The following is a 24,346-nucleotide window of genomic DNA, read 5'->3' on the forward strand; positions in this document are numbered from 1 at the left end:
TTGATAAAACATATTAGTTTTTGTATGGGGAAAACGTAACCTTATTTAAATGACTTTTGGTAAAAAATCGATTTAAAGTAGTAGTGATTTTTAGTTCAGTACTTTATAGAAAAGGGCTAAAATCTACACAGCCAGATATTGAAGTTTTAAAGAAACTGCGAAAAGATTATGCAAACAATGCTTCTGGTCTAACATTGGTTTCTCAGGTTATAGCTATAAATTTTCTGAAAATTTCTGAAGCAAATCAATATTGGAGATAGTTGTAGTTAATTGATCTTTAATGTTTAAAAAAGCAAAAGCCCGAACAATTTTGTTCGGGCTTTTTAAGGTGGTGCCTCCAGGAATCGAACCAGGGACACAAGGATTTTCAGTCCTTTGCTCTACCAACTGAGCTAAGGCACCTCGCTGTAAGCGGATGCAAATATAGAACGCTTTTTTTAATAGTCAAAAGAAAAATTTAAAAATTTCATTTTGTATTTTTGTTGCATACCATTTTAAAGATGAATCTTGTAATAGATGTAGGGAATACTTTTATAAAGATAGGGGTCTTTGATCAATCAAAGATCATTTATAAAAAAAACACTGACGCACAAAGTTTTATCCAAGAGATTGATGCTGTTGGTAAAAATTTCTCGGCAATAAACAACGCTATAATTTCCTCTGTCGGGAACTTAAATGAAGATGCCATAATACATTTAAAAAAAAGTTTTAAAACTGTTGTGGTAGATCATCATTTAGAAATGCCTTTTAAAAATTTATATAAAACTCCCCACACGTTAGGGATTGATAGATTGGCTCTGGTGGCAGCAGCCGTTCATCAATTCCCTCAAAAAGATGTATTGGTGATAGATGCAGGAACCTGTATTACCTACGAGTTTAAAAATCATAAGGAAGAGTATTTGGGAGGCGCAATTGCTCCTGGTATTCGATTACGTTATCATAGTTTAAATAATTACACTGCAAAATTACCCCTGTTAGAGCCTAAGATACCTGAAAATCATATCGGTAATACTACTAATGAAGCTATTCATTCGGGAGTTGTGCAAGGAATTTTATACGAAATAGAGGGCGTAATTGAAGAATATTGCAACATTTACCCCCATTTAACAGTTATTTTAACCGGAGGAGATGCACATTTTTTGTCTAAAAGATTAAAAAATAGCATATTTGCCACTTCCAATTTTTTATTGGAGGGATTAAACTACATTTTAGCTTTTAATAATAGTAGATGATAAAGAAGATTTTAGTAGTCATATTGGCTTTTACAGCCATAATTTCTAATGCTCAAGAAGGAACTTCATCCCCTTATTCTTTTTATGGAATAGGAATTCAGAAGTTCAAAGGGACGGTAGAAAATAGATCGATGGGAGGTTTGAGTATTTTAACAGATAGTATTCATTTAAATCTTCAAAACCCGTCTTCGTTTGGAGAATTACAACTTACAGCGTATACTGTAGGAACTTCATACAGTAATTTTAATATTAGTAATGAAACAGAATCGTCCTCGGGGGATATTGCTTCATTAGATTATTTAGCAGTTGGTATTCCAGCTGGTAAGTTTGGATTCGGATTTGGGGTAATACCTATTACTTCTGTTGGGTATCGCTTAAATTCGGTAGAAGACGATGATACCGAAAGACAATTTACCGGAACTGGAGGATTAAATAAGGTTTTTTTAGCTGCCGGGTTCAAAGTTAACAAGAATCTAAGTGTTGGTTTAGATTTTAATTATAACTTTGGAAATATTGAAAATAAGTCGATTCTAAGAAGGACAGGAGTACAGTTTGATACCAGAGAAATAACAAGTTCAAATCTTTCTTCATTTAGTGTGTCTTTAGGGGTAAACTATAAGAAGATGATCACAGAAGATTTAGAATTACATGCATCTGTGGTTTCTACTCCATCTTTTGGATTGACCGCAGAAGGTTCAAGAGAACTAGCCACTATTGTATTAGGAAACAATGGTCAAGAACTTGTTGCAGAAAGACAAGAAACCGAATTAGAAGACAGGGAGATAGATCTTCCTGCCGAGGTAAAATTTGGTAGTGGTATCGGAAAACCTAAAAAATGGTTTGTTGGGGCAGAATATGTATATATGGATTCGGGAGATAACATGAATGCATTATTTGTTCAAGATAATGTAGAAAGTAAAAGTGCTTCAAAATTTAAATTAGGTGGGTATTATTTGCCTAAGTACAACTCGTTAACATCTTATTTTAGTAGAGTTGTTTACCGTGCAGGATTCAGATACGAGGAGACCGGATTAAATATTAATGGCAACTCAATAGATGAGTTTGGCATATCTTTTGGAGTAGGACTACCAGTTGGTAGATTGTTCTCAAATGCTAATATTGGTTTTGAGTATGGCCAACGAGGAACAACAAGTTTTGGATTGGTTAAAGAAGAGTTTTTTAATGTGTCCTTGAGTTTATCATTAAATGATAAATGGTTTAGAAAAATAAAATTTAATTAACACAATGAATACAGCTATGAATACTAAAGTTTTATTTGTATTAGCAACAGGGTTGGTTTTAAGTACTGCTAAGGTAAGTGCTCAAGCTACCGATTGTGCTACTACAGCTTCTATTGCTTATGAACATGCTAAAGTGAAGAATTATGCGGCAGCAGAGGAGCCTTTATGGAAAGTAAGAAAAGAATGCCCAACATATAGTGTTGCTACATACCAGTTTGGAGAAAAGTTGCTTAAAGCTAAACTTAAAAAAGCTGCTGCTGGTGATAAAGTGGCAATTGCAAAGGAGATGATTCAATTACTTAAAGAGAGATTTCAGTATTTTCCTGCGAAAACCAAAATAGGGGATATGCACTCTACTATAGGGCAATTGATGTATGACAATAAAATAGGATCAAAAGAAGATCAATTTGCAGAATTGCATAAAGCATGGACAGAGGATAAGAAAAATGTAGATAACCCTAAAAATGTTTATACATACTTTTCTCTATTAGTAGATCTTCATGGAGAAGGTAAAAAAGAATTACAAGAGGTTTTTGATCTATACGATGGTGTTATCGAAAAGATAGAAGATGAAGAAAGTGATAAGGCAAAGACTATAGCTACAATTACCGATAAAGAAGAATCTGGAACAGCACTATCTAGTAAAGAGAAGAAAACACTTAAGAGATCTACTATTATCTTATCAAATTATAGTAAGGTAAAAGCTGGAGTAAATCAAAAAATTGGAGATTTGGCAGATTGTAAGAATCTAATACCTTTATATACAGGTCAATTTGAGGCTAAGAAAACCGATATTAATTGGTTAAAAGGTGCGGCAGGAAGAATGTCTGCAAAAGATTGTACAGAAGATCCATTATTCTTTAAGTTGGTAGAGGCTTTACATAAAGCCGAACCTTCTGCAAAATCGGCATATTACTTAGGTTTATTGGCATTAAAAGATAAAAAATATTCTAAGGCTCTAGAGTACTTTAAGCAATCTGAACAATTAGAAACCAAAGCTAGTGATAAAGCCAAGGTGAACTTTAAAATTGCTGAGGTGTATAACAAGAATTTAGGAAGTAAAGGAAAAGCAAGAACCTACTATAGAAAGGCTTTACAACAAAAACCTTCTATGGGTATTTGTTACTTGAGAATCTCTAAAATGGTTGCTGCAAGTGCAAATGCATGTGGGGATACAAAGTTCAACAAACAAGCTGTATACTGGTTAGCAGCAAATTATGCGGCTAGAGCTGGAAAAGTTGATCCAAGTTTGAAAAGTACTGCTAGCAAAACTGCAGCAAGTTACAGAGGTTTGGCTCCTTCTAAGACCGATATCTTTAATAACCCTGGAGTAAGCTCTGTAAAAATAGGATGTTGGATAGGAGAAACAGTTAGAGTTCCTAAGCTATAATGCAAAAAAAGAAATATTATATCATAGTAAACTTTGTCACAGCTTTTGCTGTGACATTGTTTTTTTCATGTCAATCTAAAACTTCGAGCAGCCAAGGTTTTTTGGTTGCCGATGAAGCTCCAATTGCAGAGGCTTTCAATGTAAATCTAAAATATACAGATTCAGGTAGGTTAAGTGCCGTATTGAAAACCTCAAAAATCCTTAATTTTACCAATAAACCATTTGGTTACTATGAGTTTCCAGAGGGTATTGTGTTAGATGTAATTGATAAAGATGGAAAAGTGAGTGTGATTACTTCAGACTATGCAATTTCATATCAGCAAACGGGTCTTATAGATATGAGAGGAAATGTCGATATAAAAACTGCAGATAGTACTCATCTAAAAGCTCAACAACTCTATTGGGATCAAAATATTAGCTGGATTTTTACAGATCAACCATATAAAAGTTACCTTCCCGACGGCACAATTAATGAAGCCGATGGTTTTGATGCTAATCAGGATTTCACTATCTTGAATTCAAGAATTAATGATGGTGTAATGTTTATCGACGAGTAATTCGTTACCAATATTAACGTAAACATTAATAAATTTATACACGTGAAAGTATTTAGGTTTTTTGAATATGCTTATCTGGCAATTATGTGTTTCTTTGCTTATGAAGCCTATAATGATTGGGGCGAAGAGAATAGCCGGAGCATGTTATATTTGTTTTTTGCTATAATGGCGGCTTTTATGTTTTTCTTCAAGAGAAATTTTAGAAAACGTTTCGATGCTAATGACAAAAACTAATTCATGGAATACGAAATAGTTGTTATTGTTATTTCACTTCTTCTTTCGGCTTTTTTTTCAGGAATGGAAATTGCCTATGTCTCTTCAAACAAAATTCATATTGAAATAGAAAAGAAACAAACAGGTTTTGTTTCTAATATCCTTAGGAAGTTAACACGGAAGCCTTCTAAGTTTATAGCCACCATGTTAGTGGGGAATAACATCGCGTTGGTGATTTATGGTATTTACATGGGGGAAGTACTCATGAGGTTCATAGAAGCTTATTATCCCAATATTGCAGGTAGTATTAGTTTGCTATTACAGACATCAATTTCGACATTGGTGATATTAATTACAGCAGAGTTTTTGCCAAAAGTTTTTTTTCAAATTTATTCAAATAATCTCCTTAAGGCATTTTCATTTCCTGCGTATGTTTTTTACATTATTTTTTCTCCTATTTCCTCCTTTGTCATATGGGTTTCTGATGTAGTACTTAAAAAATTCTTTAAAACTGATGGAGATCAGGTTCAACTTGCATTTAGTAAAACAGAATTGGGGGATTATATTACAGAACAAATGGAAACGGTAGAAGAGCATGATGAAATTGATAGCGAAATTCAAATTTTTCAAAATGCCTTAGATTTTTCTGATGTAAAATCTAGGGAGGTAATGATTCCTAGAACCGAGATTGTAGCTGTTGAGAAATCGCAATCTATTGCAGAGGTAAGTAAATTATTTATTGATACCGGGTTGTCCAAGATCCTCGTTTTTAATGGTACTATAGATGATATCATAGGATACGTTCATTCTTTTGAGTTATTCAAAAAGCCAAAATCTTTAAGGTCTATTTTACTGCCCGTTATTTTTGTGCCAGAAACCATGTTTGTTAAAGATGTTTTGAATCAGTTAACCAAAACTCGTAAAAGTATTGCTGTGGTTATTGATGAATATGGCGGAACCAGTGGTATTATTACAGTTGAGGATATTGTAGAAGAGTTATTTGGTGAAATTGAAGACGAGCATGATTCTTTAGAATTAGTAGAAGAGCAATTAACCGAAAATGCGTACCGATTTTCTGCCAGGATGGAGGTAGACTACATCAATGAAACCTATAAACTTAATCTCCCTGAAGGAGAAAATTATGAGACCTTAGGAGGAATGATCGTAAATCATACCGAAGAAATTCCCGAACAAGGTGATCAGGTAAAAATAAACTCCTTCAAAATTAATGTTATAGAAACCTCTAATACTAAGATAGAGTTGGTTGAACTGATTGTGATTCAAGAAGATTAAGGGTGTATTTAATGTGTTATGAATTTGAATTGGCATAAGAAAAGAATACGTTTTGTAGGTGTTTTCTTTCTCATAGTCCTGGCAGATCTTATTTGCGGTACTTATACAATTTTGCATGAATATAGATTGTTTACTAAGCCAGCAATTTTGGTATCTCTTATCCTCTTTCTAGTAACACAAAGAAATAATATAAGAAAGCCTCTTTTTATAATGGTTTTTTTGGCTTTGGTGTTTTCTCTATTGGGAGATGTGTTTCTGTTATTTACTCAAAATTCTAATGTATTTTTTATGCTGGGGTTAACGATGTTTCTTATCGCACATCTCGTATACATACTTATTTTTTTGAAAAACAGAAGCCAACAAGGTAATAAGCGGTTGTTTCCTATGCTCACTTTAATATATGGAGTGTTGCTATTCGCATTGCTTTATGAAAAGCTAGGAAGCATGTTAATTCCGGTAGCTATATATATGATAGTCATTCTCTTCATGTCAAACACAGCTTATTTTAGATCTAGAAAAGTTTCGGGTCAAAGTTATGTTTTAGTATTAGCTGGAGCATTGTTTTTTATGTTGTCAGATAGTTTATTGGCAATAGATATGTTTTACAAAACGTTACCCTATAATAATGTATTAGTAATGAGCACATATGCAGTAGCTCAATTGTTGATATTTATTGGAATTTTGGAAGAAAAAGGTCCTGCGAATTCTTAAAAAACAAAGCGGGAAAACTATAGGATTCCAAAGGAAAAACTGGAAGTAAAAAAACTTCTTAAGTCTTTAGGAGTTTTAATTGGTATTATTACAATAAAATGGTATTTTCGCCCACTATATTTGAATAAATTATAACAAACCATGGCAGTTTTAAATAAAATCAGACAACGTTCAGTGTTTTTGATTGTGATCATTGCGCTGGCCCTTTTTTCTTTCGTGCTAGCAGATTTATTTCGTAATGGAGGAGCAATGTCTCAAAAAGCTGAAAACACCATTGCTACAATAAATGGGAAGGATATTGATAGAACCGATTTTGCTAGAAAAGTGGAAGAGGCTTCTAGAAACTTTGGAGGAGGTTCTTCTAGTATTCAGGCTGTAAATTATGTTTGGAATCAGGAGGTGCGTCAGGTAGTTTTTGAAGAGCAGTTTGATGAATTAGGAATCCAGGTAGGAGAAGATCAAGTAAATGAATTGTTAGCAGAATCATTAGCAAACAACCCTACATTTCAGAACGAAGCAGGGATTTTTGATAAAGCGAAGATGCAAGAATATGTTGCTAATATAAAAGCAACGAGTCCTGATGCTTATAGACAATGGCTAAATTATGAATCGTCAATAAGCGGTTCAGCAAGAGAAGAGACATATCTTAATATGATAAAAGCTGGTGTAGGTTCTACACTTAAAGAAGGTGAACTTGCTTATAAAATGGAAAATGATAATGTAGATATTAAATATGTGCAATTGCCTTTTTCTACTATTCAGGATAGTGAGGTTACAGTATCAGATGCAGAAATTCAGTCTTATATAGATAAGCATAAAGATCAATTCAAATCTGAAGCTTCTAGAAGCATTAGTTATGTAATTTTTGAAGAAAAGCCTAGTAAAGAGGATGAGGATGAAGTAGAAAAAGATGTGGCTGCATTGTTAAACGATAGGGTAGAGTTTAATCAGAATACAAAAACTACAGATTCTGTTCCTGGATTTGCAAATGTTGAAGATGTTGAAGAATATATCAATCAGAATTCTGTGTTGAAATATGATGATCGTTTCAAATTCAAGAAGGACTTACCTTCTGTGGCGGCAGATACTATTTATAATTTACCTATTGGTGGAGTTTTTGGTCCCTATAAAGATGGAGAGTATTTTAAAGTATCTAAAGTAATAGCTCAAAAACAAATACCAGACTCTGTAAAAGCAAGTCATATTCTTGTGGCATGGAATGGTCTTCGTACAGCTGTAGATGTGAGCAGAACCAAGGAAGAAGCAAAAACATTGGCAGATAGTATAGTTGATGCTGTAAAAGGTAATACCGAAAAATTTACTGAATTGGCTGCAAAGTTTTCGGCAGATAACTCGAATAAAGATAAAGGCGGAGATTTAGGATATTTTGTACCAGGAACAATGGTACCAGCATTTAACGATTACTGTTTTGAGAATAAAACAGGAGATTTAGGTGTAGTTGAGACTCAGTTCGGATATCATGTTATTCGAATTGATGAACAAAAAAATGAACAAAAAGCGATTAAAGTTGCTACTGTGGCACAAAAAATAGAGCCTAGTGATAAAACAATCAATGCTATTTTTGCTGAAACAACTAAATTTCAGATAGCTGCTAAGGATAAAGATTTTGAGGAAGTTTCAAAAGAAAATAACCTTGCAGTTCGTCCAGTTAACAAAATAAAAGAACTAGATGAGAATATCCCCGGTTTAGGAGCTAAAAGAGCAATTGTGCAGTGGGCATTTAATGAAGATTCTAAAGTTGGAGATATCAAACGCTTTGATATTCCTAATGGATATGCTGTAGTACAGTTAACAGCAAAAGAGGTTAAAGGAATCATGAGTGCATCAGAAGCTTCATCAACGGTTAAACCTATATTGGTAAAAGAGAAAAAAGCTGATATGCTTAAAGGTAAAATTACAGGGAGTTCTCTTGATGCTATTGCTAGTGGTGCTGGTCAAACTGTAAAGACTGCATCTGCTTTAAATATGAAAACACCTACAATTAGTGGTGCAGGAACAGAGCCAAAAGTTGTTGGTACTGCCTTTGCTAAAGAAATAGGAGGTGTTTCAAGCCCTATAGTTGGTAATAACGGTGTTTATGTTATTGAAGTAACAAAAAAGACTCCAGCTGCAGGATTAGATACATATATTAGTTATGCTTCCCAAGCTTCAAAATCTCAAGCAGGGTTGGTAAACACTAAGGTGTTTGATGCTTTAAAAGAAGCAGCAGAAATAGAAGATAACAGAGCTAATTTTTATTAGTAATTTTCAATTATAAAATAAAAAAACCTGAAGCATTATGTTTCAGGTTTTTTTATTGTCTTTATTGAGAAAAAGTTAACTTCTTACCTTTTGTTCCCATTTCCAGGCAGAACCTAGAGAATCATCCAATGTGCTTTTGGCTTTCCAACCTAGTTCTTCGTTGGCTTTTTGGGTATTTGCAAATGCAGCGGTTACATCACCTTCTCTTCGTCCTACAATCTTATAATTTAATTTTTGGTTAGAGACCTTTTCAAAAGATTGTATCACTTCCAAAACTGTACTCCCTGTTCCCGTTCCAACATTAAATACCTCATAATTAGTATTGGTGTTGTTTGAGCTGATGAGTCTTTGTAGAGCAACCACATGGGCTTTTGCAAGGTCTACAACGTGAATATAATCCCTTATACATGTTCCATCAGAAGTTGGGTAGTCATCACCAAAGACAGACAGTTGTTCTCGTAATCCAATTGCTGTTTGAGTGATATAGGGTACCAGATTTTGAGGAACCCCTATTGGTAATTCCCCAATTTCAGCAGATGGATGTGCACCAATAGGATTAAAATATCTTAAAGAAATAGCATTAAGGTTTTTTGATACGTTACAAGTATCTCTAATGATTTCTTCTCCAATTTGTTTGGTGTTACCATAAGGAGATTCCGCAACCTTAACAGGGGCGTTTTCAGTTATTGGAAGCTCATCAGCCTGACCATAAACTGTACAGGAAGAGCTGAATATAAAATTAGCAGATGTTTTGCCAGATAGTTCCTGCAATAGATATATAAGAGTAGAGAGGTTGTTTTCATAATACAATAATGGATTTTCTACACTTTCGCCAACAGCTTTCGAAGCCGCAAAATGAATTACTCCACTAATATCTTGGTGTTTTTTGAAAAAATCCTGCACCTTGCTTTTTTCTCTCAAATCGAATTGCTCAAATATGGGTTCTTTTCCTGTTATTTTGGTGATACCCTGAAGCACTTCAGGAGAAGAGTTAGAACAATTATCTATAATAACTACCTCAAACCCCTCATTTTGTAATTCTACTACGGTATGTGAACCGATAAATCCTAAACCTCCTGTTACAAGTATTTTCATTGTTTTGTTTTCTGATTTTGAGTAAATAAACCCTTAAAAATAGTGAATAACAAAAGTATACATTTGATATAGAACTAGAAAGTTATTTAATCAAGAGAATATGATCCTTTACCAAAATTTAATTAATAGAATAAATATGGTAATCGCAAGTACTACAATCTGTATTCTATAATCTTTATACCAAGGCATTTTTTCTCCATTTTCAATTAACTCTTTTCTGAAAATATAGTGTTTAATCTGATCTGTATTTGGCGCTGGTGCAAATTGACTTATAGCCACGAACAGGATAGTGCTTATTACTACCATGATGCCAACATTATAAGTGTAATGTAGTGGCCAAAGATCAAACTGTCCCAGAATAAATAAGAGAGCACCACCGAGAGTTCCCAAAATTAATGTCCAAAAAGCCCCTGAAGCATTTCCTCGTTTATAGAATATCCCGACCAAAAAGAGTACTGCTATTGGAGGGACAATGATCGAGAACATTTGCTGGAGGTATACCCATATTCCACCAAAATTAACTATGAGTGGAGCCCAAACAGCAGCAATGATCATTAAAATTACCGTGGTAATTCTTCCGTATTTTACAATCTCTTTTTCGGTTATATTTGTTTTTTTTGCTTTTATAAAGTCAATAACCACCAAGGTAGATGCTGAGTTGAGAGTAGAATCTACACTCGACATTATTGCTGAAATTAACCCAGCAAGTACAAGCCCAATTAAACCTACAGGTAAAACATTAATAACCGTGGTAGGAAAAACTTGATCCGGATTTTCTAAACCTGGAAAAAGTCCTATAGCCATAGTCCCTGGAATAACCATAATGAATAGAGGTATTATTTTGAGAAAACTAGCTAAGATTACACCCCATCTGGCGTTTTGAATATTTTTTGCTCCTAAAACTCTTTGTACGATGTATTGATTCGTAGTCCAGTACCAAAATCCAAGAATAGGAACTGCCATTATTAATCCTGGCCAAGGTAAAGATTCATCGTCTACAGGTCTAATGATAGATAAATGTCCTTCTGGTGCAGCGGCAAGTACATTCTCCCAAGAAAAATCAAGTTTTTCAAATAACATATAGCTAAGGATAGAACAACCTAAAATTAGTATGATTGCTTGTATTGCATCAGTGTAAACAACAGCTTTTAAACCTCCAAAAGCGGTGTATAAACCGGCAAAAACGGCTAACACTAAACATGTTTGCCAGATGACAAGATTAGGAAAAAATGCCTGTAAAACAATTGCACCAGCATATAATCCTCCTGCTGTATCTACAACAATACTGGTGAAAATGGTAACCGCAGAAAAAAAGGTTCTTGATCTTCGATCGAATCGAAGTTCTAGAAATTCGGGTATTGTAGTTATTTTTGATTTAAGGTATAGAGGAATAAAGAATAATGCTGCAATAATTAATGGAATTCCGGTCATCCATTCATATACAGATTGAACAATTCCAGAACTGTAAGCTGCTCCAGACAAACCAATAATAGTAGATGTTGATATATTGGAAGCAAATAGAGACAATCCAATTAATCCCCAACCAAAAGATCTACCTCCTAAAAATAAATCTTCCCCTGTTTTGGTTCCTCTTGCTACATATAACCCAATACACATAACAGCAATAAAGTAAAATGCTATAACGGCAATGTCGATAGTGCTAATTTCGTGTCCCATACTCAAATATTGTTATTTTTTTTTAATTGTACTAACCCGCATGGAGGTACTTTTATCTGAATGGCACCAATCAAAATCATAATATCATATTCTTTTATTTTTTCTCCTTCACTGTTGTATATAAAGCAGTGGTAACCTCCATAGTTATCAGAACTACTTAATGTTATCTTTTCTTCAAGTTGCCCGTTAATAATATCCACTTGTTCTGTTTTTTCCTTAAAATCAATAATATAGTTGTCAAATACTCCAATAATAGTTTTACTATCGGTATAAGATTTTAATATTGGATAATTGGCTAGGGGTTTTTGAGGTATGAATTTTCCACTTAACAATATGTCTTTATTTGTGTTCCAGTACCTTGTGTAAAAATTGATCATAGATAATTCGTTCTCAGAAGCCTCATTAAGAAAAATGGATAATTGAGGAACGCCAAATAACGTATTCACCAATTGTAACGCTTTTATTTCGAGAGGTTCTTCTTTGTGATAAGTGAACATATCACTATGAACTGCTGTTGTTCCAGATAACATTTTAAGATCTGCAATACGTACCCTATTCATTACAGAATCTCCCGGACAATCAAAAGCTCTGAACATATTCCCATATTTTCGCATAGCTGGGCCGGTATACTTCTGTCTAAATTCTATAACTATATCTGGTTTTATAGCATGTAGGGAATTAATAATATCGGTCATCAAACGATCTACAGCTAGATTCACCGATGAAAAATCTCTACCATCTTCTTTGGTAAGTACAGTTTCAGGATATGCCTTAAATTCATCAATAAAATCAAGCTTAAACCCGTCAATACCCCAATCCTTTAAGGCGTTTATATATATGTTAATGAGATGATTTCTTACCTCGGGATATCTTGGGTCAAAGACAGGTGCCCAACGATGTTCTTCAGTTAAAAATTTACCTTTGAATTTTTGATAAGCGCTGGATTTTTTACCGCAAAAGGGGACAGAATACCAGAGTGCCAATTTCATTCCTGTGTTATGAACTTGCTCTACAAATCTTCTCATATTTGGAATGCGTTCTGGTTGCCAATCTCCAGTGTAATCATAGCCTCTGTTTTCATCTATGGTTTGCCATCCATCATCAAGAATAATTAATTCATAACCAAGACTAGAAGCGATTTTACATTCTAGGAGCAATTCTTCTGGTTTAAGCTTCTGATGAAATTGATACCAAGTAGAATATACAGGCGTTTTGGCTAAATCTGGTGTCTCGATAGGAATAAGGTAGTCGAAATTACTCCACCAACTTGCTACTTCAGACAGTGACTCTGAAAAGTGATTTTTGCTTCGATCAATTCGTAACTGTGTCTTGTATGAATTTATGTTATGATGTCGTTCTGTAAAAAAGGAAATATGACAATAAATACAATTGTCTTCCTCTCTATATAGAGCATTAAGTTCTGTGGTGTTTATAGGGTCAGAGCATGCGAAAGTCAAAACATTATCGTCGTTATGACCAAATATAGAAATAACGGGAGAATCTACAGAAATTCTTGATTCCATATGATCTAATTCCCAATCATCCATAATTCTTTTTGAAAAATCGGTGGTAGGTTTCCATACTCCTTTTACATTAATTGCCGGAATCTTCCATCGCAACGTAATTGGGTGTGGGGAAAAATAAGAATCTGATGAAAAATGAACATCATAAATCTGTAAGTTGTTAGATTCTGATTGTAGAGAAACCGAAACGTCAAAGTCATCGCTTTTTCCTAAAACCTCAATATTATTGGTAATAATATCCTTCATGTATTCTATTGTATTCTTTTGACCTTGAGTACTGCTAATGATCTACCAAGGCTTCGTTTAGTTTGTTCTTAACTTTGAAAACACATATGCTATCATTGTTTTGAGTTGCTAGTATGCGTTGTTCTTTATTTCTATTTTTTATAGAGATGATGTGATTTGATTGTTTAGGTACTACAAAACCCGTATCCATGTTTTTGATAGGAATAAAACCTTTTTGAGATCCTTTTAAATAGATTCCAATTATTGCATCATGTCTGCCATAATTAGCTTCTGCAGAATAATTGTTCCCCACTACAAGTACATCTTTGAATCCATCTTGGTCAAAATCTTGAATTAAGAAATCATTAATAGGGGATAACTGGCAGATGCTAGGTAAAGGATGAATAACGAATGTATTATTGCCTATGTTTTCTGCATATACAGAATCAAAAAGATGAGCTTTTAGTGTTTGGGAGCCTAAATCTGTAATACGTAATAGTTCTTGAAAAGAAGCGTTGGCAAACTCCTGATATGTGCCATATTCCTTTTTTAAAAATACCAGCTGTTTCATGATGTCGTCTCTAGTGTGTATGGGTTTTAAAGAGACTCCTTTTTCGGTTTCGAAATATTGGGCTAAGACAGGATCAATGCTCCCGTTTTTGTCCAGGTCTTCTTTGTATACATAAATCGGTTTGTTGAAGGATGGTTTAATAAAACCATTGGTTCCTTGATTTCCAGCGATAAGGTCAATGTCACCGTCGTTATCAAAGTCAGCAGTAGTAACCGTATTCCACCAACCAGACATATCTATATGTTTTCCTTGTTTGGTTTTCCATTTCACAGGAATTTCTTTTACTTTATTTTTTTCGATAGTGTAAATAGTAATGGGCATCCAATGCCCTGCAACAATAAGTTCTTTGGTGTTTTCTTGATTAATATTTGCCCACACCGCATCTGTAATAATTCCTCTATGGGGAAATTTTAAGTTTTCATTAATCGTAAATTTCCCTTGTTCGTTCTTTAAGATAAAGCTGGCCGATGATAGAGGGTATTTTCCCGGTAGTATACCACCACCCACAAAAATATCCTGATCTCCATCTTGATCAATATCGTTTTTTGCCAAACAAGAGGTGTTTGTATAAAATTGGGTTTTTTGAGGTGTTGGATCAAAAGTTCCATGTCCATTATTTATGTAAATTCGATCTTTAAGCAAGCTTGGGTAATTGTTAGAGTCTGTGCCACCACTGCCAACATATAAATCCTGGTCTCCATCATTATCTATATCAATAAAAAGAGTTGCGGTATCTTCATATTCGGTATCAAACTCCTGAATAGGTTGGTAAGTTCCAGAATTATCTTCGGCATAGAGAATTCCGGGCGTTCCTTTACTTCCTCCAATGAAAATTTCTTCGCCCGGCTTGTCGTTGATGTTGTTTGCAATAATACACGGGCCATTAGCATTAAACTGATGAGGAATTAAGGGTTGGTATCTATAGTCGTTCTGCCTATTTTCTTTGTGAGCATAGGGTAGGGTAAGAAGATCTTTTTTAAAGAGTTTTTCCTGAGATTTTAAAACCTCTCCTGATTCTGAAATATCATGTGATATAGTGATTAGCTGATTGGCAACAATATCTTTTTTTATAGTCACAGATTTGTCTGGCCACACTACTTGAATAGAATCTATTTGTTTTGATGGCAACCCAAAATGTAAAATAGGTTCTACCGATGATAAATATCCCTTAATAACAGCATTATATTGTGTTTGAATAGTATTATTGCACCAAAGGGTAACTTTTGCTCCTATTCCCTTTTTGTTTTTTTCTTTTCCCTGTAGTTTGACCCTGAGAAAGTTTTTTTCTTTTTCCGAAGTATTATTTTTTAAGATGTAGGCTGGAGCATTTATATTGCTAACAATTAAGTCTAGGTCTCCATCCATGTCTAAGTCTGCATAGGATGCTCCATTGGAGAAAGAGTTTTTATCTTTCATCCACTCATTAGATATATCTTCAAAGGTTTGATCACCTTTGTTTCTATACAGTACATTCGGGATATGAATACCTGGTAATTGATCTACAAAATGTTTGAGTTTTTCTTTTCTGGAAGATGGTGTTCCGAAAAGGTTATTTTGATCTGAATAATTGATAAAATCTAAATCAGTAATATCTTTTACATACCCATTGGTAATGAAAATATCTTTGTTTCCATCGTTGTCAAAATCTGCAATAAGTGGTGCCCAACTCCAATCGGTGCTTGATATACCAGCTGCATGACTAATTTCTGAAGAAGGAAGTATCTCATTATCTAGAATGCCATTATGAATTTGTAGGGTGTTATGGACATATTGCGGGGTATATCCGTTTTTTTGTGAGAGTAAAAATTTGTCATAGTTGTTAAATCCAAGCATTTTCTTTTGTCGCTCGTAGTTTTTTGGGAGCATATCTAAGACTACGATATCAGGAAACTGGTCGTTGTTAATATCGGCAATATCAACACCCATCGCATTATATGTTTGTTTGGATAAAATTTGCTGATTAACCTCTTTATACCCCTTGGTATTGCCATTCTCATTCAGGCCTTGGTTTAAATAAATAAGGTCATTTGTGATAAAATCATTGCTGATGTATATGTCTGGGAAATGATCATTATTAAGATCGTTTACGGTAATACCGAGGCCAAAACCTTTGTGTGTAATTCCTAGGCTGTCAGACACTTTAGTAAAATGAACTTGGTCAGAATTTTGTTTTGTTTTGTTTTCCAAAAGATAATCGCCTAGGTGTTTTGGGAAGTATTTTTTAGGCAAAGGGATATTCCTGTCTCTATTAGTGTTTCCATTGTGTACAATATAGGCATCAAGGTCTCCGTCTAGGTCATAATCGAAAAAAGCTGTTTGCTGACTGTAATTACCATCATCTAAGCCATACATAGAAGCTTCTTCGGTGAAATAAGGAATTTTGTTTTCTTTCAAACCTCTATTGATAAAAAGTAGGTTTTTGCAATCGTTATTACATTTTGGCCCTCCTACATTGAGGTATATGTCATCAAATCCATCAGCATTTATGTCTACTATACTTACTCCGGTTACCCATCCGTATGTTTTAAAGTTAGAAGTTTCAGAAATATCTTGAAATTTCATATCTCCTAAATTCAAGTAAATTTTACTTGCTACCTGATTTCCTGTAAAGACAAGGTCTGGTAGATTGTCATTATTAAAATCTCCTACACCTACACCGCCTCCATTATAACAATACTGAAAATCAATAACATTAATTTCGGAGTTTTCTGTAATGGTATTTTCAAATGTGATGTTTGATTCCGAAGAAGGAACGAAAGAAAATAACAGATTTGGGTTACTTTCCTTTTTGCAATTCGAAAGCAATATTATAAGGACTATATAGTATACCGATTTTTTCAAGAATAATATAGTGTATTAATATTTCCACCAGGTAAGTTAAATATGTGGTACTTACCTGGTGGTTGTGATTGGAAACAATTACAAACAATCAAAACTATTTTTATTTAGCCATCTTAATATCCTGGATTTGGTCTTAGGTTGGGGTTGGCTTGCAACTCAGGCACCGGGATCCAAAGTAGCTCATCTTGACCTACCGTGAAAACGGCAGAAGGCCCAGCAAGAGATTTAGGGTGTCTTCCTCCAGCTACTGTAGAACCTGGGCCAAGAATATCATCTGCCAGTTCCCATCTTACCAAATCAAAGAAACGGTGTCCTTCTCCTGTTAATTCCATAACGCGTTCATCAATAATGGCCTGTGTAACTTCAGTTTTAGAAAGAGATAGGGCTAGTGGAGCTATCTGAGCTCGTTCTCTTACCTGATTTATAAAAGGAATAGCTTCTGGTGTTCGATTATCCTCATTAAGAGCCTCGGCAAGCATTAATAAAACATCTGCATATCTAATAATTCTCCAGTTATTTCCTATAGTATTTCCTAGTACAGGAATTTCTTCCCGTGTCCCTTGCTCAAATCCTGCATATTTTTTGGTAAACAAAGCCGGGATTCCTAATTGCGCAGCTTCAGCAATATCGTCTGCAAAATCTTCAGTAAATGGAACACCACCATATCCTAAAGCACCGGGGTAATCAAATGCTATAGTAGCATTTCTTCTTACTTCATCTGCATTGTCTTCAAAAACCTGAAGAATATGAGGATTTATAAAGTGACCATTGTCAGGACTTAAATTTGGTGGAGAATAGTCTATGAAGTAATGTCCTTGGGTTCCTGTCCCAGGTATATCGGTCCCCCAGATAAAATTTGCTTGTCCTAAAAACTGGAGTTCAAAAACCGATTCTACATTATTTTCATTTTCCTCTGTAAAATTTTGCTCATAATTGGCGGCAGATAATAGTTGATAACCAAAGTTGTTAACCACAGCTTGAAAATCGGTAACAGCACTTGGGTAGTCTTTGATGTATAAGTGAGTTTTACCTCGTAGTGCTAGTGCAGATCCTGCTGTGGGTCTACCTTTATCTTCGTCTGCCCAGGAGTCAGGTAATCGATTTGCTGCCTCGGTAAGATCGTCGATTATAGCTTGATTAATCGCGGCAGGTGTTGCTGCAGAAGGAAATAGCTCTTCATTTGTAGTTGGGGTTTTTAACACTAACGGAACATTTCCCCAAAGATTTACCAAATACCAGTTGGCAAAGGCTCTCATAAAATAAGCCTGCCCAATAATTTCGTTTCTTGCATTTTCATCAGGAACATTTTCTTCATTGATCTTTTCTAATATTGTATTTGCTCTAAAAATAGTTTGATACAACTGTGGAAACATATCTGAAGACCAACGGGCTATTCCAGGTTGTCCTTCTAGGGTCGACATGGTTGTATTTTGCTGAAATGGAACAATATTATAGGCGTCAGATCTTAGTAATGCTCCGGTATGTACAACTCGTCCCCAGAAGAGTACAGCGGTTACTGGGTGAAACATTCCATTTACTGCAAGTCTGAAGTCGGCTTCAGTCTGGAAAAAATCGGGTTCTGCAACCGTATTTGGGTTCGATAATTCTAATTGATCTTCATTACAACCATTAACAACCACTAGGAGTGTAGTTAAGATGGAAATGAGAAATAGTTTGTTTTTCAGTTTCATGACATATGTCTTTAAGTAATTTTTGAAGTGATTTTTGTGTTAAAACGAGAGTTGTAATCCCATGATAAATGTTCTTGGTCTGGGTTGTGCACGAACATCAAGACCTCTACCAAAAATAGGATTGGTTACTCCTCTAAAACCAAAGAATCCGGTATCTGCATCTGCTTGTGCTCCAGAAGTTGAACCCACTTCTGGATCATATCCTGAATAATTAGTAATTACAAATACGTTTTGCATATTAAAGAAAACTCTACCTTTTTTAACCCATTCTGATCCTATAATATCAGTTAAGTCATACCCAATTTCTAAAGTCTTAAGCCTAAAGAATGACCCGTCTTCTACAAAGAAATCTGAAGGTAATTGATTACCTGCGGGGTCTAGATTGGTTACCCTTGGAATATTTGTGTTAGGATTAGCAGGAGTAAATGCATCTCTTACCAAGCCAAATTTGTTATCATCGGCAAAGAAAACACCAAAGAACCTTGTTACATTATAAATTTCGTTTCCTTGCACACCGTTAAAAAACAACCCAAAATCCAACTTTTTATAGGATCCGGTAAAATTGATACCGTATGTGAAATCTGGAGTAGGATCTCCAAGATTTACCCGATCAGACTCATCAATTCTGCCGTCTCCATTAGTGTCGACTCTTCTGAAATCTCCTGGTTGTAAAAGGTTTCTTCGATCTGGGTCATTGGCAAGAAAAGGGTCATTGTCGATTTCTTCCTGACTATTGTAAATACCGTCGGTTTGAAATCCAAAGAAAAACCCAAGCGGTTGTCCTTCTTCATATTTATTTACCCTTGTTTGCTCCTCATTGATTACAGGACCTAGAATCGGGTTAGCTGCCGATGTAAGCTCGTTTTCTATAGCTGCAAAATTAACACCTACATTAAATTTGAAATCACTTCCTTTATCATAACTATAATTGGCTTCAAATTCAAAACCTTTATTGTTGATTGAAGCAGCATTCTGAATTACGGGATTTGAAGATCCGGTAGTAGAGGGAATGTCTAATGCTAAGAGAACATCATCATTATCTCTGTTAAAGTAGTCTAAACTTACTCTAAGGGACCGGTCAAATAACGTAATATCTGCACCAAAATTGGTGGTAGTCGATGTTTCAAAGCTAATTTCCTCATTTACTAAGGAGGTAATCGCAAATCCCTGGTTTGGGTTGTTTGCAAAGGCTACATTTGACGATGGATTAAGTACAGATTGAAAAACGTAGTCTCCAATATTTTGAGACCCTAACTCTCCGTATCCTCCTCTAAGTTTTAATGTGTTTATAATTCCATCTTGTGGCCAGAATTTTTCTTCACTTACAACCCAACCCAGAGAAAATGAAGGGAATATACCTTCATTAAGATCGTTATTAGAAGAAAACCTGGAGGTGGCATCTCGGCGTATGATTCCAGTAAATAAGTATTTATCATTAAATTTATAATTTAATCTTGCATAGTATGAGAACAAGCGGGATATAAATTTACCACCTCCAGTATTTTCAACCTGATCGGTAAAATTGCCAATATTTCTAATGTCGTTACTTGGCAATCCTTGAGCATAAACGGCTAGCGTATTGTTGTCAACTTCCTGTCGAGCACCACCAACCAAAATATCTATACCATGATTTCCAAATGTATTTTTGTAATTAAGAGTAGGTTCTACGTTGGTAGATAAAATTTCTCCTCGCACTTCTGTTAAATCATTGGCATCATTTAAATTGTTACTTGCATCGGTATTACTTTGAAAGAAGGTAGGCAGAAAAGAGTTTCTGTAAATGTTTTTGTAATCAATACCAAGGTTTAGTCTTGCTTTCAATCCTTCTGTTATTTCATATTCAATATTGATATTTCCTAACAAATTACGTTCAGTATTATCGTCGTCTAATAGAAGTGCCTGAGCATACTTATTTGTACCTCCAACACCTGGATATAGATTACCATCTACAGCTTCAAATCCACCTTCATTATTTGGATTTGTAGCATTTAAGATGGGTAATGTTGGTCCTTGATTACCAAAAGCGAGGTTTTGAGTGAAAGAGTTTTCAGCAAAAGCAAATGATTCTTGAATTTTTACTTTACCTATCTCAAACTGGCTGTTTAAACGGGCGTTTATACGCTGAAAATCTTCACTAATTAGAAGACCTTCTTCATAATAGTAATTTGAAGAAAAGAAATAAGATGATTTTTCATTTCCACCAGAAATATTAAAACCATAATCCTGAATTGAGCCTGAGTTTATAGTTAAATCTTGAAAGTCGGTATTGATTCCCGGATCAGGAATGTTACCCGCTAGACCATCATTAATTCTTCGTTGATTTAAAAATTGAATATACTCAGGGCCATTAAGTAAATCTAGTTCTTTGGCTTGAGTATTTATTCCTCCTCTAATATCAATATTCACAGTAGGAGATGTATCTTTTTTACCTCTATTTGTCGTGATAATAATAACTCCATTTGCTGCTCTAGATCCATATATAGCTGCAGAAGTAGCATCTTTCAAGACTTGTAGATCTACAATGTCTTTGGGGTTAAGAAATACAATATCGTCTACCACCGTTCCGTCTACTACATATAACGGAAAAGAATTGGTAAGAGAACTTACTCCTCTAACAAATACATTGGTGGGGCTTCCAGGTGCTCCACCTGCACTTTCTACCTGTACTCCAGCAAGTTTGCCTTGTAGGGCAGCCGTGGGGTTAGCAACCACAACCTGCGCAATATCTTCTGATTTAATTTGTGAGATAGCTCCAGTGATTTCTCGTTTAGATTGTGTGCCATATCCTACTACTACAATTTCATCGAGTGCTGCAGCATCTTCTTGTAGAATAACGTCAATAATGGTCTTTCCAGCCACAGCAACCTCTTGGGTAATGAAGCCTAGATAACTAAAGATCAAGACTGCATCTTCCGATACGTTTGATAATGAATATCTACCATCAAAATCGGTTGTAGTTCCGTTTTGAGTGCCTTTTACAATGATGTTTACTCCAGGAAGCGGGCCCAGAGGTTCGGTGACTGTTCCTGTCACAGTTTGTTGTGCAGAAACAATGGTAGTGATAAAACCGAACAAAAACATCAGAAAGCCGGAGAATGTTTTTCGATTCATATGATTTGTGTTTATAGGTGAAATTTTAGAATACTCGCAAGTGATCATTAATTGTGCTATGATACACTATGCTACTAAGCAAATGTATAATTTTTTTTCTTAAATATTAAAATTTAGGTACTAAAAATTAGGATATTATCATTTTAATGTTAAAAAAATGATATTATTACATATGGATGTTATATGTGTAAATTACCTTCTAGTAAGGTTAAGAATAGCTCAAAAAGAACTATAAGGAGTTACGTTGACTAAGGTGGGTGGGAATTATTTCTTGAACACTATTACGTACCTTGACAAAGTTGGCTGCTTTTTCGGCCATCATTTTAAAATCTGTTGAAATAGTAGTAATACCTCCAAAAGCAATCTCTTTTACAATATTATCGTCATGTGCCAGGATGCCAATATCTGAACCGATACGATACTCCATTTTTCGAGCACCTTTTAGTACTTTCCATAAATGAGAATCGCTTATAGAAAAATAAACCGTTCCTTTTTTGAGAATTTCTGGAGAGTAATTTTCTACAACTTCACCATTGATGTTGAAATCTTTGATGAACCGATTAAACGCATATAAGATGTCGGGAGGTAGATCTGTATTCTCTTTGTAGAAAAGTACAAAATTATCGTATTTCTCAATTTGGGGAGCGAGCTCGGCCAATTTGGTGTATGTAATTTCTTCAAATTCTTGGGCAATATATGAATACTCCTCAGGCATTTTTAGATACCGATCTACCAATAATAAGCGGTCAGAAGGAATTGTTTTAAGAATAGGGATAATTTCAGGTTCTTGTATGGGGGCAATAACATACATACCATACTTGCGTGAAATGTTATCCATAATGGTCTTAAAAAGAGTGCTGTTATTGTGGTGAAAGAAAATATCGATATGATATTTTTTACCGAGTTCTTTTCTAAAGGTGTTATAAAAATCTTCTTGAAAACTATGAAAGGCAAACAGAATTAAAGCTACTTTTAAAGTAACATTGGTTTCTTCACTTATAATGTAATATCCTTTTAGATTTTTGGATTCTACGAGCCCTCTTTCCTTTAATTCTGTATATGCTTTTACAAACGTCTTTCGGGCATAACCTACTTCAGAAACCATCTCGTTAATAGAAGGTAATTTATCACCAACTTTCAGAATCCCAGTATCAATGGCTTCTATAATACCCTGAACAATTTGTTCATGCTTAGATAAGCTGTGGATATCCTGAAGGTCATATATTTTTTCTAACAGCGGTGACATAGTTCTTTGCTTCTCAAGTGGGTATAAATTTAAACTTAAAAACTAGATTTCAAAATGAAATCCTTTTTCCTGTAAGATTTACACCAGAAAAAGTGGTTTTGTATTTGCAAACTCCACCGTTTATCCTATATCATCTAAGTTTTTGAGAGGAAACTATACCCTTATTTGACAAAGTTTTTTCTACAGTCAACTTTCTTTCAAGTCAATTGAAAGAATTAGATAAGGCAAACCAACAATTTTTCTTAGGCTATAAAATTTTAGCTACTTCTAGATTTACGTATTCTAAGAATCGTTCGTCTGCTTCGGTAAATGGATCTGGAGTTTCAGAGTCAATATCGATTTGCCCAATATTTTCCCCATTTTTAAACAAAGGAATAACAATTTCAGATTTCACAGTAAAACTGCATGCTATATAATTATCCTGAGCATTTACATCGGGCACTACAAAGTTTTCATTAGAAAGTGCAACCTGTCCACAAATTCCCTTCCCAAAAGGAATTATATCGTGCTCAGTTTCTTCCCCAACATAAGTGCGTAACTTTAATTCTTTCTTGTCTCCGTTTTTGAAATAAAAACCGACCCAGTCATAATACTCAATATGATCTTTAAGTAGTTGACATACTGTGTTAAGTCTATCTGTAACTGTTTTGTTTTCGTTTTGAAGTATGTTTTTTACTTCTGGCTTTAAATCTTCAAACCCCATTCCTACAATTTTATTCCGGCAAAAATATTTAAAATATTTAGAAAATCTATTAATTTTAAATGGTATAGTTTTGTTAAAAATTACATCTTAAAATTAAAAATATGTTAGTGAATATGCTTTGGAAAAGATAAATTTGCAACGTAATAGTATACATAAATATAGTTTGAAATGGTTAGGAAAATTAGTAGTTTGATGGTTATGATGCTCTTCATTGGGGTTGGTCTTGTGTCTTGTAAAAAAGAGCCTAAAACCGATTCTGATAGTGAGGTTATAACTGTAGAGGGGAATGACGATTACAATAAAACAGACGCTTATTCTGAAGTTGAGTTTTCTGACAAAAATGTTCAAATGATTTATCATAATTATCTATCGGTAAAAGCAGCTATGGTAAATTCTTCATCAGGAACGGTACAAAAAGAGGCAGCAAAAATGGCCGAAACATCAAAAGGCTATAAAGAAATGCGGGCCACAGCAAAATTGATAAGTTTAACTAAAGATATTGATAAGCAACGAGATTTTTTTGCAGCTCTCACCGAGGAGGTGGAAAAAATACTTACAAGTACGGCTATTGTTTCTGGGGAAGTTTATAAACAATATTGCCCTATGGCATTTGATGGAAATGGCGGTTATTGGTTTTCTAATTCTAAAGAAATAAGAAACCCTTATTATGGAACCAAAATGCTTGAATGTGGAGAGGTTAATGCGGTTTTGAAGAGGGAATGATGTAGTTTTTCCTGTGTGTTTTTGGAAATAGAGAAGGTTGA

At 34.6% G+C, this 24,346-nt stretch carries 18 protein-coding genes and 1 tRNA gene; 10 read left to right on the forward strand and 9 right to left on the reverse strand.

Features of this window, described 5'->3' with window-relative positions; all coding sequences use genetic code 11:
- Nucleotides 1-83: 83 nt before the first annotated feature.
- The gene (locus tag M0D21_RS06415; RefSeq protein WP_248327625.1) at nt 84-260 is read left to right on the forward strand and encodes a hexameric tyrosine-coordinated heme protein; all 177 of its coding nucleotides are present in this window, start codon (nt 84-86) and stop codon (nt 258-260) included.
- A 69-nt stretch (nt 261-329) separates the two neighbouring features.
- On the opposite strand, the gene M0D21_RS06420 is transcribed toward M0D21_RS06415, so the two are convergent.
- Nucleotides 330-402: transfer RNA gene (locus M0D21_RS06420), tRNA-Phe, on the reverse strand.
- Between the two features lie 98 nt (nt 403-500).
- Between M0D21_RS06420 and M0D21_RS06425 the strand changes: the two genes are divergently transcribed.
- The 8 genes from M0D21_RS06425 (at nt 501) to M0D21_RS06460 (ending at nt 8,899) form a co-directional block, all read left to right on the forward strand.
- Nucleotides 501-1,232, forward strand: coding sequence for a type III pantothenate kinase (locus tag M0D21_RS06425; protein WP_248327626.1), 732 nt, complete (start codon nt 501-503; stop codon nt 1,230-1,232).
- Nucleotides 1,229-2,473 carry a hypothetical protein gene (locus M0D21_RS06430; RefSeq protein ID WP_248327627.1) on the forward strand — a complete coding sequence of 415 codons (1,245 nt, stop codon included), beginning with the start codon at nt 1,229-1,231 and terminating at the stop codon, nt 2,471-2,473. Before M0D21_RS06425 ends, M0D21_RS06430 begins: the two co-directional genes overlap by 4 nt.
- 16 nt (nt 2,474-2,489) lie before the next feature.
- A complete protein-coding gene (locus M0D21_RS06435; RefSeq protein WP_248327628.1) occupies nt 2,490-3,863 on the forward strand; it encodes a hypothetical protein in 1,374 nt (457 codons plus the stop codon).
- Nucleotides 3,863-4,420 carry an LPS export ABC transporter periplasmic protein LptC gene (gene lptC, locus M0D21_RS06440; protein WP_248327629.1) on the forward strand — a complete coding sequence of 186 codons (558 nt, stop codon included), beginning with the start codon at nt 3,863-3,865 and terminating at the stop codon, nt 4,418-4,420. Before M0D21_RS06435 ends, lptC begins: the two co-directional genes overlap by 1 nt.
- A 42-nt stretch (nt 4,421-4,462) precedes the next feature.
- Entirely contained in the window at nt 4,463-4,654 is a 192-nt protein-coding gene (locus tag M0D21_RS06445; protein ID WP_248327630.1) for a hypothetical protein, read from the forward strand.
- A 3-nt stretch (nt 4,655-4,657) separates the two neighbouring features.
- Nucleotides 4,658-5,926, forward strand: coding sequence for a hemolysin family protein (locus M0D21_RS06450; protein WP_248327631.1), 1,269 nt, complete (start codon nt 4,658-4,660; stop codon nt 5,924-5,926).
- 18 nt (nt 5,927-5,944) lie between these two features.
- Nucleotides 5,945-6,637 (forward strand): lysoplasmalogenase, encoded by a 693-nt coding sequence (locus M0D21_RS06455; protein WP_248327632.1) that lies wholly within the window; start codon nt 5,945-5,947, stop codon nt 6,635-6,637.
- 141 nt (nt 6,638-6,778) lie between these two features.
- Nucleotides 6,779-8,899: a peptidylprolyl isomerase gene (locus M0D21_RS06460; protein WP_248327633.1), complete on the forward strand. Its 2,121-nt coding sequence runs from the start codon at nt 6,779-6,781 to the stop codon at nt 8,897-8,899.
- A gap of 75 nt (nt 8,900-8,974) precedes the next feature.
- Here the strand turns inward: M0D21_RS06460 and galE are convergent, their stop codons facing one another.
- The 8 genes from galE to M0D21_RS06500 all read right to left on the reverse strand — a co-directional run bounded on the left by galE (nt 8,975) and on the right by M0D21_RS06500 (nt 23,582).
- The gene (gene galE, locus M0D21_RS06465; RefSeq protein WP_248327634.1) at nt 8,975-9,994 is read right to left on the reverse strand and encodes a UDP-glucose 4-epimerase GalE; all 1,020 of its coding nucleotides are present in this window, start codon (nt 9,992-9,994) and stop codon (nt 8,975-8,977) included.
- Between the two features lie 108 nt (nt 9,995-10,102).
- On the reverse strand, nt 10,103-11,671 hold the full coding sequence (locus M0D21_RS06470) for a sodium:solute symporter (RefSeq protein WP_248327635.1): 1,569 nt from the start codon (nt 11,669-11,671) through the stop codon (nt 10,103-10,105).
- A 2-nt stretch (nt 11,672-11,673) separates the two neighbouring features.
- Nucleotides 11,674-13,440 (reverse strand): glycoside hydrolase family 36 protein, encoded by a 1,767-nt coding sequence (locus M0D21_RS06475; protein ID WP_248327636.1) that lies wholly within the window; start codon nt 13,438-13,440, stop codon nt 11,674-11,676.
- A 34-nt stretch (nt 13,441-13,474) separates the two neighbouring features.
- A complete protein-coding gene (locus M0D21_RS06480; RefSeq protein WP_248327637.1) occupies nt 13,475-16,831 on the reverse strand; it encodes a CRTAC1 family protein in 3,357 nt (1,118 codons plus the stop codon).
- 113 nt (nt 16,832-16,944) lie between these two features.
- Nucleotides 16,945-18,522 carry a RagB/SusD family nutrient uptake outer membrane protein gene (locus tag M0D21_RS06485; protein ID WP_248327638.1) on the reverse strand — a complete coding sequence of 526 codons (1,578 nt, stop codon included), beginning with the start codon at nt 18,520-18,522 and terminating at the stop codon, nt 16,945-16,947.
- 39 nt (nt 18,523-18,561) lie between these two features.
- Nucleotides 18,562-21,633 (reverse strand): SusC/RagA family TonB-linked outer membrane protein, encoded by a 3,072-nt coding sequence (locus M0D21_RS06490; RefSeq protein ID WP_248327639.1) that lies wholly within the window; start codon nt 21,631-21,633, stop codon nt 18,562-18,564.
- A gap of 229 nt (nt 21,634-21,862) precedes the next feature.
- A complete protein-coding gene (locus M0D21_RS06495) occupies nt 21,863-22,879 on the reverse strand; it encodes a GntR family transcriptional regulator (RefSeq protein WP_248327640.1) in 1,017 nt (338 codons plus the stop codon).
- Between the two features lie 247 nt (nt 22,880-23,126).
- Nucleotides 23,127-23,582 (reverse strand): GAF domain-containing protein, encoded by a 456-nt coding sequence (locus M0D21_RS06500; RefSeq protein ID WP_248327641.1) that lies wholly within the window; start codon nt 23,580-23,582, stop codon nt 23,127-23,129.
- Nucleotides 23,583-23,750: 168 nt separating this feature from the next.
- Between M0D21_RS06500 and M0D21_RS06505 the strand changes: the two genes are divergently transcribed.
- On the forward strand, nt 23,751-24,305 hold the full coding sequence (locus M0D21_RS06505) for a DUF3347 domain-containing protein (protein ID WP_248327642.1): 555 nt from the start codon (nt 23,751-23,753) through the stop codon (nt 24,303-24,305).
- Nucleotides 24,306-24,346: the final 41 nt, after the last annotated feature.

Origin of the sequence: Aquimarina acroporae, from assembly GCF_023195925.1 — a bacterium.
Lineage (GTDB): Bacteria > Bacteroidota > Bacteroidia > Flavobacteriales > Flavobacteriaceae > Aquimarina > Aquimarina acroporae.